Annotated in this window: 16 protein-coding genes and 1 pseudogene; 7 read left to right on the top strand and 10 right to left on the bottom strand. The window is 39.3% G+C overall.

All coding sequences use genetic code 11. The annotated features are described in order from the left end of the window. The 8 genes from FFM82_RS12810 to FFM82_RS12775 all read right to left on the bottom strand — a co-directional run. On the bottom strand, nucleotides 1-525 hold a 525-nt coding region (locus FFM82_RS12810; RefSeq protein WP_137646174.1), incomplete at its 3' end, for a hypothetical protein. After that, nucleotides 518-1,717: a RepB family plasmid replication initiator protein gene (locus FFM82_RS12805; protein WP_084998762.1), complete on the bottom strand. Its 1,200-nt coding sequence runs from the start codon at nucleotides 1,715-1,717 to the stop codon at nucleotides 518-520. The genes FFM82_RS12810 and FFM82_RS12805, both read right to left, overlap by 8 nt. Before the next feature lie 394 nt (nucleotides 1,718-2,111). Beyond that, entirely contained in the window at nucleotides 2,112-2,726 is a 615-nt protein-coding gene (fic, locus tag FFM82_RS12800; protein ID WP_137646172.1) for a protein adenylyltransferase Fic, read from the bottom strand. 16 nt (nucleotides 2,727-2,742) lie between these two features. Then, nucleotides 2,743-3,366, bottom strand: a complete 624-nt coding sequence (locus FFM82_RS12795) for a mobilization protein (RefSeq protein WP_084989034.1) — start codon at nucleotides 3,364-3,366, stop codon at nucleotides 2,743-2,745. Beyond that, nucleotides 3,363-4,595, bottom strand: coding sequence for a relaxase/mobilization nuclease domain-containing protein (locus FFM82_RS12790; RefSeq protein ID WP_137646171.1), 1,233 nt, complete (start codon nucleotides 4,593-4,595; stop codon nucleotides 3,363-3,365). The genes FFM82_RS12795 and FFM82_RS12790 overlap by 4 nt, the downstream gene beginning before the upstream one ends. Continuing rightward, nucleotides 4,574-4,939 carry a plasmid mobilization protein gene (locus FFM82_RS12785; RefSeq protein WP_002339183.1) on the bottom strand — a complete coding sequence of 122 codons (366 nt, stop codon included), beginning with the start codon at nucleotides 4,937-4,939 and terminating at the stop codon, nucleotides 4,574-4,576. Before FFM82_RS12785 ends, FFM82_RS12790 begins: the two co-directional genes overlap by 22 nt. Before the next feature lie 100 nt (nucleotides 4,940-5,039). Next, nucleotides 5,040-5,363 (bottom strand): cytochrome B, encoded by a 324-nt coding sequence (locus tag FFM82_RS13610; protein WP_170178305.1) that lies wholly within the window; start codon nucleotides 5,361-5,363, stop codon nucleotides 5,040-5,042. A gap of 127 nt (nucleotides 5,364-5,490) precedes the next feature. Further along, the gene (locus FFM82_RS12775; RefSeq protein ID WP_137646170.1) at nucleotides 5,491-6,081 is read right to left on the bottom strand and encodes a site-specific integrase; all 591 of its coding nucleotides are present in this window, start codon (nucleotides 6,079-6,081) and stop codon (nucleotides 5,491-5,493) included. On the opposite strand from FFM82_RS12775, the gene FFM82_RS12770 reads away from it, so the two are divergent. The 7 genes from FFM82_RS12770 to FFM82_RS12735 all read left to right on the top strand — a co-directional run bounded on the left by FFM82_RS12770 (nucleotide 6,073) and on the right by FFM82_RS12735 (nucleotide 11,772). After that, a complete protein-coding gene (locus FFM82_RS12770) occupies nucleotides 6,073-6,417 on the top strand; it encodes a type II toxin-antitoxin system Phd/YefM family antitoxin (protein ID WP_174795699.1) in 345 nt (114 codons plus the stop codon). The two genes, FFM82_RS12775 and FFM82_RS12770, sit on opposite strands and share 9 nt — an antisense overlap. Then, on the top strand, nucleotides 6,410-6,721 hold the full coding sequence (locus tag FFM82_RS12765; RefSeq protein WP_225425709.1) for a Txe/YoeB family addiction module toxin: 312 nt from the start codon (nucleotides 6,410-6,412) through the stop codon (nucleotides 6,719-6,721). Before FFM82_RS12770 ends, FFM82_RS12765 begins: the two co-directional genes overlap by 8 nt. Before the next feature lie 291 nt (nucleotides 6,722-7,012). Next, a complete protein-coding gene (locus tag FFM82_RS12755) occupies nucleotides 7,013-7,387 on the top strand; it encodes a DDE-type integrase/transposase/recombinase (RefSeq protein ID WP_137646168.1) in 375 nt (124 codons plus the stop codon). 55 nt (nucleotides 7,388-7,442) lie between these two features. Beyond that, nucleotides 7,443-8,969, top strand: coding sequence for an ABC transporter permease/substrate-binding protein (locus FFM82_RS12750; RefSeq protein ID WP_137646167.1), 1,527 nt, complete (start codon nucleotides 7,443-7,445; stop codon nucleotides 8,967-8,969). Continuing rightward, nucleotides 8,970-9,941, top strand: a complete 972-nt coding sequence (locus FFM82_RS12745) for an ABC transporter ATP-binding protein (RefSeq protein WP_137646166.1) — start codon at nucleotides 8,970-8,972, stop codon at nucleotides 9,939-9,941. A 77-nt stretch (nucleotides 9,942-10,018) separates the two neighbouring features. Further along, nucleotides 10,019-11,350 (top strand): dihydrolipoyl dehydrogenase family protein, encoded by a 1,332-nt coding sequence (locus tag FFM82_RS12740; protein WP_137646165.1) that lies wholly within the window; start codon nucleotides 10,019-10,021, stop codon nucleotides 11,348-11,350. Nucleotides 11,351-11,439: 89 nt separating this feature from the next. After that, entirely contained in the window at nucleotides 11,440-11,772 is a 333-nt protein-coding gene (locus tag FFM82_RS12735) for a type II toxin-antitoxin system PemK/MazF family toxin (RefSeq protein WP_137646164.1), read from the top strand. A gap of 114 nt (nucleotides 11,773-11,886) precedes the next feature. On the opposite strand, the gene FFM82_RS12730 is transcribed toward FFM82_RS12735, so the two are convergent. Beyond that, entirely contained in the window at nucleotides 11,887-13,092 is a 1,206-nt protein-coding gene (locus FFM82_RS12730; RefSeq protein ID WP_137646163.1) for a restriction endonuclease subunit S, read from the bottom strand. Further along, nucleotides 13,080-13,298: pseudogene (locus FFM82_RS12725) on the bottom strand (hypothetical protein); the annotation flags it as partial. The gene FFM82_RS12730 and the pseudogene FFM82_RS12725, both read right to left, overlap by 13 nt.

Below are 13,298 nucleotides of genomic sequence, written 5' to 3'. Positions count from 1 at the left end.
ATATTGATTGTCTAAGTGTTTGAATTCTGTTTCCTGTGAGGGCATTTTGAGGGCTTTTAAGTTATCATTTTCCGCCTTGTATTCTTCTAGCAAATTTTTATCTTGCAAGGCTAATCGTTGTTGCTGGTCTAACAAATTTTGCGTTTGTTTTTGTGCTTCCACTAAACTTTTTATTTGTTCATCTTTATTGATATTTTGAGATTCAAGATATTCAATTTGGTGTTTAAGACTGTTTAAATAGCTATTTAAAGTGCTGTTTAATTCAACGCCTTCAACACTTGTATTTCCTTTTATATTAGTGTTTTCTTGGTGTTTAACGGTATTTAACTTACTGTTTAAACTGCTGTTTAATTCAACACCTAGATTTTCTTTTATTTGTTTAACCGCTTCAGCGGTTAATAGCTTCATACTATTATTTCTAACTACATATTTGCTTGATATTTTAGAAACTTGATAATGAATTTTATTCTTGCTAACTCCTAACTCATCTGCAAGCTCTTTTATCGTTTTTAAATTCTCACTCATGGCTTGCACCTTTACCTCGAACCTTTGCACGTTCTGGTTGTTCAAGGTCTTGTAATTTTACAGTTGGCAGGTATTGTTCAATGGCTTTTTTAAGGTACTTGGCTACATTGCGTTTTGAATAAGCTTCTTGTTTGCTGGCTACATAGCTTAAATGGTCTTTGACCCCATTCAATCCTCTTAATTCCTTTAACTCGTCATACAACGGATATACGTTCTTTTGCAAACCTGCCATAAGTGCCGTGTCCGTCATTTCAAGAGGGGATAAGAGAAAGTTTTCAATCAATAATCGTGTGTACTTACTTTCCATTGCCTGCTTTAATAAGTTAGCTTCATTTCTTGATTTTTCCTCTTTGTCGGATTGATAATCTTTATCTTCTAACTTATAGCTGTTATCATCTGCTCGACGTTTTTCCGTGATATGAAAGACAATAGAATCGATGCTTCGTCCTTTTTTTATCTTGTCATAAGACACGTTAAAGGAGGTGTGTTCGTTGATTTCTTCCAACGGTTTTTTTAAAACTCGTGTTTCAAAATGAGTAAAACGTTTATAATCATTGATGGTATCCGTCAATTCTCGTAATTCTCGAATTGAAATTGACGGGTTGCGGTAGGCTTCCACTTGTTCTTCTCGACGCCCGCCCTTGACACTGTAATGCTCGTACTGGTTATAATTCATAGATAACCAGCGATACAAGATGATGGAATACTTGCTATTGAGTTCTGCAAAATCGGATAAAGCGTGTTGCGTGAAATTCTTTTTGAGATTGATTAAATAAGGAATAATTTCAGGACTAAATCGGATAGTGACTTCATCATGATAATCCGTCCACTTTACATAGGGAATCGGCACAATATTTTCAAACTCAAACCCATGTTCTTTTTTTTCTTTGATTTTAAAAAAGGCTTGTTTCTGCATGTTCTCGACTGCCTGTTTAAAGCGACTGTGTTTATCATTATCAGATACCTTAAAAAAAGCAAAGAGTTCGTTCTTCGATAAATAAACCGTATGATCTTTTGGTGGTTCTTCGGTATCAATGCACGATACGGCTAACTCAAACATTTTGAGTGGGGTTTTATCCATTTTGGCAATGCTGGTAATTAAAGAATTATGCTCCACTACTTTTCGTTTTGATAATTCGTTCAAGATTTGCACCTGCTTCTGATTTTGTTCATTTTTTGGTATACTAGACATAGAAATACGCTCCTTTGAGTGTTTTTAGAGTAAGCATGAAGAAAGTCTGTCCAAAGAATTGTTCTTCATGCTTTTATTATACCATAATACAGCCACTTCAAAAAGTTTTTTGTGGCTGTATACACAGTTTTTTGTGGCTGTATACACAGTTTTTTGTGGCTGTATACACAGTTTTTTGTGGCTGTATTATTCTTTAAACCCTTGAAAACACTCACTTTTTTTTGACGCAAAAGAATAAAAGATTAAAATATATAAGATAAATATATAATAGGCTTCGCCTTTTTTATTTTTTTCAAAAATTTAAAATCAAAGGTCAAAATCATCCAAAAAAAGAAACAGACTGCTCAAGTTTTATATTGAGCAGTCTGTTTCTTTAAATCGTGTTTATACGTGTTTATAGATCTTCTGTTTTAATTTCGTAATAACCCTCGTAATAATAACTCGCATCAATTCCTTTAAAGAATTGTTCTTTACCTAAATCATCGGTTAAAGCCTTTTGAAGCAAATATTTTAATTCATTGGTGCTGACTGTACTACGGATCATGGCATTTATCATGGCATTTAAATATTCATACTTATCAATTTGATTCCAATCGACGATTTTGTGTAGTTTATTTTTAAGAATTAAATCCAACCAGATACGAGTGGCTCGTCCATTGCCTTCCCTAAAAGGATGCGCCACATTCATATCCGAGTACTTATCAATAATTTCATCAAATGTTTCTTGAGGTAATTTATCAATATATTCAAGTATTTGCGCTAAAAAAATACGTGGCGCAAATTGAAAGTTTCCTTTCGCAATATTCACTTCTCGAATTTTTCCTGCAAAGTCGTAAATATCTTGGAATAAAAACTGATGAATAGCAGATAAGCCTTGAAACGTCCCAATTTCCAGATCCTCTATTTTGCCAGACTCAAACAATTCTTTGGCTCTTTTTTTCGTTAATAACTCTTCTTGTTTAGCTAATTCTGCTGAATTTGTTAAGCCTAATTTATTATCTAAAACCAAAATATCCCCTCACTCTCTATTTTTTCGGAAAGATTCTTTTGAAAATTTTTGGACGTTGATCAAACCATGTTGAAGCGGTATACATTAATCGAAAACTGCCATAAATTCCAGCACCGATTAAACCAAAACCACCTAATCCAAGAACGACTGCCCCATAAGGGTGTTTAGGCTGTATTTCCATCACTGTGTCATACAAAATATGCAACCCCCAACCATCCCAGATACCTTTATAAATCCATCGTCCGATGAGAATACCGACAACTAAGAAACAGAACAGGCAGACAATGTTCGCAATCAGAATACCGTAACGTTCGACAATCTCACGTTTGCGATCTACCTTTATCTGCTCTTGGTGTTCATTTAGTTCTTTTTTCAAAGCGAGTAATGCTTGTTTTTCAACTTGAATGTCTTTCAGTATGGTCGCTTTTAAGTTTTCTGCCTCTAAACGATGGAGTTGTTCTTGAATGGCAGACTCAATTTTTTGATTCGCAACAGCTTCTATTTTTTCTTGGTAGTCCCGAAAGTCTTTATTAACTTCTTGACGGACTAAGGTTTCTAGTTCTGGAACGTTACTGAAATCAATTTTGCCATTTTTATAAGCATTTAATACTTGAACAACGAGTTGTTCATCTTTATTCATCGACTCATCCCCCGATCATGATCTTTTGTTGGTTTCTTTTCGGACTGTACGTCTCTGTGCGTTTGTTTTTCTAGGTTTTGTTGTTGTTCTTGCTCGTAATTTTTCATGTCCTTTGAAAAGCGACGTTCAAAATCATCGAGAATTTTCTCTTTTGTTTGCTTTAATTTTCTTGTAACGCGTTGAGTAAGTTCTGGTACTCGTCCTGCAAGCTGTTTGATTGTGTCAATAAATCGATTAATTTTTGATTCTCGCTTGAGAGCTTCTGATTTTCTTGGTTCAATTGCTTGTTCAAGGCTAACAATTTCTGATTCTCTTTGTTGAGTATCTCGCTCAAGCGGAGTAATCGCTGGTTCTCGTTGTTCAACAGCTCTAAATTCGTTTTGTCTTGTTCGGTTTTCCAACTCATGTAAAATGGTCTCCCTTCCAAAATCAGAACCCAATCGGGTCTCTCGTGCTCGTCTTTGCTTGTTATTGGCGTCTAAAAAGGCATATGAGAACGTTTGGCCTCTTTCTGATAGAATTACACCATTATCGGATAAACGCTCTTTAAACGTCTCATATGAGCTCACAGAGACATCTTGAAGTGATTTATTGATTCTTTCTCTCAAATCATCCATGTAAGAATACTCATTTTTGGCGATTAGTTCTTTTTCTGTCTCTGTTTGACGCTCTTTTGGTGGCTCTAAAATGTGCCAGTTTTCTCGAGAAGCGAGTCGATCATTCATTTTTCGTGCTCGTTGAACGCTTTCTCCTTTTTGTTCTCTTAATTTCTTTCCTGTATCTAAATTGACCTTATTGACAATGATGTGGTTGTGTAAGACGTGATTTTTTCCGTCTAAATGCGTATAAACAGCGCTTTGATGGTTAGGATAAAGGTTTTCTGCTAATTCAACGCCTAAATCATTTGCTTTTTGCCAGTCTTTTTGAACTTTCGGATTCAGTTCATCTAAGGCGAAAGATTGGGTAATACGCAAGACTTGATTGGATTCTTTCGTTTGGTTATGAAGTTGTCGAATGACATCAAATTGTTCTTTGGCGATAAAGGGATCAATCCCGTTGGTTCCACCCACGGCAACTGCCCGACAATTTGTCAGCTCCACAGGACGTTCCAATTGATGGTCTTGTAGCCACTGTTCAGTTTTTTCATGCATGGGTCTGTCTTGACCTAAAGCATAATTAAGGGCGCTCGCTGCACTTGCGCCATTGCTTATTTTTGCAATTGTTGCCATAACTCTTGATACCCCTTTTGAGCTTGAGCGAGTACTCCGTATGTATAGCGTAAAGCCTCGATCAGCTCTTTATCTTGGTTGTCCATCCGATCGAATTGATTGAGTTTCTTGGCGATTTGATTTAAATTGGTTCCTTGTTTTGAGAGTTCTAATAATAAAGATTTCGCTTGGTCATGTTCGAGATAAGGTTTTTTTAAATGAGATTTTTGTGCTAATTTTTTCGCATAAAGATTCGGAGAGAGTCCATATGTTTCTCCTGAAATTTTCAGCTTATTGTATTGTTCTTCAGATAATCTAAATTGAATGTACTTTGTTTGATTTTGTGATACTTCTTTCTGATCCATAAATAGCCTCCTCAAAGATAAAATGCCCCAGCGCTCATTCCTCAATCGCCCTTTGTCATTGATTTTGTAATAAGCATTGCGCCCTATTCGGTTACAATCATTATAACAAAATAGCAACTATAAAACCATAAATACTGCAAGCTGTCACATTGTAATACAAAGCACTTCGTTCTTGTATTACAATGTGGCTTGAAAAGGTGGAAGCTTCACTTTCCCCTTTTATCCCCTTTGGATTGTGTCGATTTGCTTTACGCAAACGCCACGCACCCATTTTATAAAAATAAAATGGGCAAAAGATCTTTCTTTTTGTCATACAAAAAGAAGAAAAAAAGAGACAATTTTCTTCTTCCGAAATCGTCCCTCTTTTTTCTAAAACCATGGATGAACGAACAAAAAATCTCTCGTATTTTGTTTGTTCATCCACTAAAAATATGCGAACAGTATGGCTTCATTCAATCCTGTTCTTACAAGTCAAAAGCATCGAATCGTCCTCGTACGATTCAACAAAAAAAGTAGTCGTTTTTGGACGACTACTAAGTTCTAAACATTCATTACCCAAAATCAATTTGGTCTAACATCGTTTCTCGACTAGCTTGATCTAATCCAAGATACGTTAAGGTCATGGCTTCACTTGAATGGTTTAATAAACGCATGACTAAACCAATATTGTAATTTGATTGAACATAGACACGGTAAGCACCGGTTTTACGCATGGTATGGGTCCCTAAGTAATTGATATTTAATAAAGTACCCACTTTATGCATGATCTTATAGAATTGTTTTTCAGTGATATGTTGATCAGGATGTTGGGTTGAGGGAAATAACCAGACGGTCGTTAGATTTTGTTGGGTTAACCACTTTTGGTATTGATTTAAGTCATGTTGAAGGGGTTTTAAATAAAGCGTATTGGCTTTACCGGTCTTTTTATCGTGAATAAAAGCCGTCTGTTTCACCGTACCATCCGGATTAAAAACGTCTTGTTGCTTGAGGCGCATGACATCACTCACACGCAGTAGGGTTGCTTTGCCGACTTGAAAGATTGTGTAATTACGGCAGCCAGCCTTAAAACTATCTAATAGGGTATTTTGGACGTCTTTGAGGACGTTCGTGTCTTTAATGGGGAGGACAATTTGTTGAACCATGAGAAACTCCTTTTTGACGTACGTGATAACGTACGTTATACTTATAGTAAGAGAAAGCTAAGAAAAGAGGCGATTGTTATGGATATTATCACACCAACTAAAGCAAGAGATAATCTATTTTCGTTGATCAAAGAAACTAATCGTGACTCAGCGCCTGTATTTATTTCGGGTGCCGAGACTAGTAAGAGTGCGGTATTAATTGGTAAGAAAGATTATGATGCTTTGCAAGAGACATTGTCATTGTTTATGAATGGTCAAATGCCGATTGCTTTTAGTCGAGAAAATGATGAGTCAGTTGATTTAGAGAATATGATTGCCGAGATAGATAATGAGTGAGTGGCGTATCAAGATAAAGAAATCAGCAAAGAGTGATTTGAAAAAGGTACTAAAAAGTCCGTTACGTTCATCTTTTGAAGATATCGTTACCGTGTTACAAACGGATCCTTATTTAGCGATTCAATCGTTTGAGAAGTTGACACCACCAGCTGCTGGATATTATTCACGTCGAATTAATGGTCAGCACAGGGTGGTTTATAAAATTGATAATGAAAGCAAAATAGTCGAAATTTATTCTTGTTGGGCACATTATGAAAGTGGCTCACTAGAGATGAAAGGGAAGTCATCCGCCGAAATTGAGTAGTTATTAAATATAATAACATAAAAATAACCCCCATTAACGTGATTATCGTTAATGGGGATTATTTTATTAACTTTTTCGAGGGGCGATTTATAGATTACCCCTATACCCTGTAAACCAACTACATGCGTTTTTTTGGTAACCATTTTAATAAATCAAAACTGGTATGGATTACAACCAGGATTGTCAGAATGATATAAAAGGAATTAACTGAGGTGAGCTTGTTTTCGATTATCATGTAAATTAAGATCATTACGGCGCACAATAGGAAAATAACATTAAGTATAAGAGTATTTGAGCGGTGTTTGGCAAACAGATATCACTTATATTCAGTTGACTAATCACAGATGGGTCTATTTAGCGACCGTTTTGGATCCTGAGAAGAGAAAAGTATTGGGCTATAAAATTGGCGATACAATGACAGCCGAGCTAGCCACAAGTGCCTTACAGATGGCGTTAGATAAGCATCGAAAGCCACTCATTATTCATTCAGATATGGGGTCACAATACACGAGTGCTGAGTTTAATATTAAATGCCAAAATTATGGCTTGAAACATTCATATTCACTCAAAGGCCATCCGTACGATAATGGCCGTATGGAAGCGTTTCATTCAATTGAATTGCCGGTGCGTATTACTATGATTTTTGGCGGATTATGCTACGATTAAATACATGGATAATTAAGAAGTTATTAAGCAATAAAGGTGAGCACCGGAGGTTAGCATGCAGACATTAATACAGACGTTTATAGATCGACGCGGGGATTTGCTGACTGCACTATGGCAACACTTGGGGATTTCATTAGCATCATTAGTCATCGCAATGGTAATTGCGATTCCGTTGGCTATTTGGGTCGTTCGACGACCACGGTGGGCCGAGGGATTATTACAGCTCACGAGTGTCTTACAGACGATTCCGTCTTTGGCACTGTTAGGGTTATTGATTCCGTTAGTTGGGATTGGAACGGTGCCAGCAGTAATTGCGCTGGTGATCTATGCTTTACTGCCAATTTTTCAAAATACTTATTTGGGTATCTCAGAAATTGACGCCTCAATTGAAGAGGCCGCCGATGCCTTTGGGATGTCACGAATGCGTAAGTTGTTTAAAGTTGAACTACCCATTGCCCTACCACAGATCATTGCTGGGATTCGGACCGCGCTCGTCTTAATTATTGGGACGGCTACTTTGGCCGCTTTGATTGGTGCTGGGGGTCTCGGGACCTTTATCATGCTCGGTATTGACCGTAATGATACCTCGTTATTATTGATTGGGGCTATCTCATCAGCATTGTTAGCAATTCTGCTGAGTGCGCTCGTTCGGTGGTTTCAAACGGCTAAACCACGCCACGCCTTAATTGTCTTTGTCGGTATTTTAGCTTTACTAGGTGGTGGCGGGGCTTATAGTGTTTATGCCAATCGAGTTGAAACAATTACGATTGCAGGTAAACTCGGTTCTGAACCAGAAATCTTGATTAATATGTATAAGCAGCTGATTGAAGCTGAAGATGAGCATGTTCATGTGACGCTCAAGCCTAACTTTGGCAAGACCACGTTCTTATTCAGCGCGTTAAAGAATAATCAGGTTGATATTTATCCTGAATTTACTGGCTCGGTGCTGGAGACCTTAGTTAAGGGAAATAACCCAGCTGGTCAAACAGCTAACCAGACCTATCAGCTCGCCAAACAGCGCCTCGCTAAACAGGAACAAATGACTTACTTGAAGCCGATGCAGTATAACAATACGTACGCATTGGCAGTGACTAAGAAATTTCAACAAGAACATCATTTGAAGACAATCAGCAACTTAACGCAAGTTGAATCGATTCTGAAACCCGGAATGACCCTAGAGTTTATTGATCGTAATGATGGCTTAAAAGGAATCAAGAAGACTTATGGGTTAGACGTGACTGCAAAGTCGATGGAGCCGGCGCTACGCTATGAAGCTATCAGTAAGGGGAAAATCAACTTGGTAGATGCCTATGCGACGGATAGTGAATTACGGCAGTATCACTTGGCCTTATTGAAGGATAACAAGCACTTCTTCCCAACGTATCAAGGGGCACCGTTGATGAAGACGAGCTTTGCCAACAAACATCCTAAGGTCGTTAAAGCGTTGAATAAGTTAGCAGGAAAGATTTCAGAAACTGATATGCAAGAAATGAACTATGAAGTCAATGTTAAGAAGCAGTCCGCTTCGACGGTTGCACATCGCTATCTTGTGAAGCACGGTTTATTGAAGGAGGGACGTTAAATGACAACGGCAATTGAATTTCAACACGTCCAGAAAGACTTTAATGGGCAGACCGTGATTCCCGACCTTAATTTAACGATTGACCAGGGTGAGCTATTTGTTTTGGTAGGGACTTCTGGGAGTGGCAAAACGACGTCACTTAAAATGATCAACTGCTTAGAGCCATTGACGGCTGGTAAAATCCTAGTTAATGGTACTGATACAACCACGATACCAGTCCGAAGTCTACGGTGGCAAATGGGGTATGTCTTACAGCAAATTGCCTTGTTCCCAACGATGACGGTGGCGCAAAATATCGCCGTGATTCCAGAAATGAAAGGGACAGCTAAGAAGGAAATTAATCAAACGATTGATGAGCTATTGGCGGAAGTTGGCCTCAATCCAAAGGAATACCGTGACCGGATGCCGTCAGAATTATCCGGTGGTGAGCAGCAACGCATCGGTATCTTACGGGCGATTGCAGCGCAACCAGATATTGTTTTGATGGATGAACCATTTAGTGCGTTAGACCCCATCTCGCGGCAACAATTGCAAGACTTGGTCTTACGGCTACACGTCCGCTATCACAACACGATCGTCTTCGTGACGCATGATATGAATGAGGCGTTGAAGTTGGGTGACCGGATCGGTGTCATGCAACACGGTCAGTTAATACAAGTCGATACGCCGGCTGCTCTGGCTCAGCATCCAGTGAACGACTTTGTGCGGAACTTCTTTGGCGCGAGCCGAGCTAAAAATGTCTATGATGTCTACGTTGGGCGTGTAGGGCTTATTCAGGGTTATCTCACAGAAAAACCCAGTGTTGCGAGTGGTCGGATTCAATCGTTAGACGTTCAAGCCACGTTACGCACCGCCTTTACGGCATTGACAGATCACGATTATGTGGCGGTCACGGAAGAAAATCGGGTTGTTGGCTATTTGGATAGCCAACGAATCGTGGCTTACTTGAGTCAACATGAAGAAGTATCTTAATCGTCAATTAAGGATTAATCAGTTACACTAGGTGGTGATAATTGATGGTCGCTAATGAATTTAAGGAGGAATTTCGAATGGCGGAACAGTACGATGTTGTTGTGATTGGTGGCGGACCAGCCGGCAATGCCATGGCTAGCGGATTAAAGGCTCAGGGCAAGATAGTGTTGATCGTTGAAGCGGATCTGTGGGGCGGCACTTGTCCTAACCGCGGTTGTGACCCTAAGAAAATCCTATTAAGCGCCGTCGAAGCGCGACAAGCAGCGCAACATTTACAAGGGCAGGGCCTGATTGGTGCGCCCAAAATTGATTGGCCAGCACTGATGGCGCATAAACGAGGCTATACGGATGGCATCAACGATGGGACGTTGAATGGACTAAAGGGGCAAGATATTGCGACGTTACATGGTCAAGCGCACTTTCAATCCGACAATCAGTTAGCGGTCGGGGATCGAGTAGTCAGTGCGACTGATTACGTGATTGCCACTGGTCAGCGTCCGGCGATTCTACCGATTACCGGGCACGAATACTTTAAGACGAGCACTGACTTCTTAGATTTGGACCAGATGCCTAAACGCGTGACATTCGTAGGTGGTGGCTACGTAGGCTTTGAATTGGCGACGATTGCGAATGCCGCTGGCGCTGATGTGCACGTGATTCATCATAATGACCGCCCGTTAAAAGCTTTTGATGCAGATTTGGTTAAGGATTTGATGGCCGCAATGACGGCTGATGGAATCACGTTTGACTTGAATACGGATGTCCAAGCAATTACTAAAACGGCGACCGGTCTACAATTGACAGCTGATAATTTCGAGCTGACAACGGATCTGGTCATCAGCTCAGCGGGACGGATTCCGAACGCGGACCAGTTAGGTCTAGCCAACGTGGGCGTTACCTTTGATCGGCATGGGATTCAAGTCAACGATCATTTGCAGACGGCCAACCCGCACATTTATGCCATTGGGGATGTCAGCGATACACCGGTACCGAAGTTAACGCCAGTTGCAGGTTTTGAAGCGCGTTATCTGGTCGGTGAGTTGACGCATCCCGGCGCAGCCATAAAGTATCCCGTTGTGCCAACGCAGGTTTTTGCAGCGCCCAAGTTAGCGCAAGTCGGGATCAGCGCGGCCGCGGCGACTGAGCATCCAGATGAGTATCGTGTCAATACACTTGATATGACGAAGTGGTTCACTTATTACCGCTTTGGCGCACAACAAGCCCAAGCTAAAGTAGTGGTTGCTAAAGCGAGTGGGCAGGTTGTGGGTGCTACCCTTCTAAGTGATGTTGCCGACGAGATGATTAACTACTTCACGTTGTTAATTGAAAAACACGTGACTTTACCAGATTTACAACGGTTGGTATTGGCTTACCCAACGCCGGCTAGTGACTTACAATATTTGTATTAATGTGTGGTTGAATTAAATCAACGTCCTCGCAAAGTGTTAAACTATGAAACCCCATATGAAGTATTTTTTGACAAACCGTTGCACTTAGTTTGACAATTCGCCGGATTAATTTAGATCCAGCCAAAGGGACTGAAACTAAGAAAAAGCGACCGTGTTTAGTTGTGAGCAACGATCACTATAATCGCTATTTTAATACGGCGCTAGTTGTACCAATCAGTACTTCTGACAAATATCGCACCCTAGAAAAGTATGTTAAATCTCCGTTATTTATCAGGATAGATAAAGAGAAAATTCACGGAACAGCGCTCTTACAACATGTCCGCGCTGTCGATCCCACAAAACGATCAGATGGCGAAGTTGTGGCCGCTTTATCCCAACAAGAAATTAGTTCGATTAGTACAAAGGTCCAACAATTTTTCTAAAAAACAGATGTTATTTATTAATAAAAACAACAAAATAACCCCCAAGATCTATATTATAGATTTTGGGGGTTATTTTAACAATGTTTTCGAGGGTCTATTTTGTAATTATAGACCCTAAACAAACATCTTTTGTAAAAAGCCTTTTTTCTGTTCTTTCAACAAATCTAACTTACGTTGATGAAGAGCGATAGTCTCATCTAGTTGTTTGAAGAATGAACCGATTTTTTGTTGTTCTTCAATCCTTGGAAGATCTATTTCTTGATTTCTAACTAGTTCAGAGTTCAAGTTTACTTGGCTACCTGGTTGCCCATATTTTTTCCACTTAGGTCTAAACATATCAAGCCACTGGAACATAAACTCCCTGTCAAATACTGGATTTAAAAATATTAAGAATCCATCATGTACACCTGTTTTAACATAATTCACTAGTGGTTTACCAACAGTTGCAGCAATGCTTAATAGCAGATGTGGTTCCATTAAAACCCTTGTTTTTTCCTGGCCCAATTTTGAGATGCGCTGCTCAAGATGACGTATTCTCCCATCCTGCTCTGTTACATCTGAAATTCTTAGCCAACCAATATCACTATCTTTATCAAACCATTTTGGATCTTGGATTGGTCTTGGGCTTGCTCCACGAACAATATTAGCTAATTCTCCTAACTTACGCTCTTCCCAATCGTCAGCAAACCCCGCAAATCGCAATTCAGGAACTTTGGCACCATTTTTAGGGAACATTTTTTGCAAGTAGCCTTTTTTCTGTTCCTTGAGTAGATCTAACTTACGTTGATGAAGAGTGATGGTGTTGTCTAACTGTTTGAAGAATGAGCCTATTTTGTCTTGTTCCTCAATTGCAGGGACACTTATTATAGCTTCTTTAATATCAGTAGAATTAATACTTTCAAATGTTGATCCAGTGCTATATCTAGTCCAATACCCGTCGGACTTCATTTTACCAAGATTTTGAAATATAAATTCATTACCTTTTATGGCAGCAACACCTCGACCAATAACCACGTCATAAGCTGTTTTACCAATATCTCCAACCGGTGCTCGGACACTTAGAATGAGATCATCTTTTTCAGCTTGTTTAGTAACTTGAGTTGTCCATACTCTCGGTAAAACACGACCATTTTTCATGTCAGCATTACCTTGCACAAGAATATAATCATTAGGATCATCAGTATAATTTTCTGAATTAGGAGACTGTCCCATCACTATTCGAACTTCGTCTCCCAACTTACGCTGTTCCCATTCATCCGTGAATCCTTTAAATCGCAATTCTGGAACTTTCTTTTTAACTGAATCATCTATTTTCGCCATAGTCCCCACCATTTTCTTGGTTTTTCTTGTTCTTCTATCCTTTTTTGATCTTTGATTTGTTCCTGCAAATTTTCCAACTTCTCTTTAAGAGCGTTCACTTCATCTTTATATTGATTGTCTAAGTGTTTGAATTCTGTTTCCTGTGAGGGCATTTTGAGGGCTTTTAAGTTATCATTTTCCGCCTTGTATTCTTCTAGCAAATTTTT

It is taken from the genome of Lactiplantibacillus plajomi (genome assembly GCF_005405405.1).
Taxonomy (GTDB): domain Bacteria; phylum Bacillota; class Bacilli; order Lactobacillales; family Lactobacillaceae; genus Lactiplantibacillus; species Lactiplantibacillus plajomi.
The sequence above is the reverse complement of the archived record's forward strand: the minus strand, read 5'-3'. Positions and strand labels throughout refer to the sequence as shown.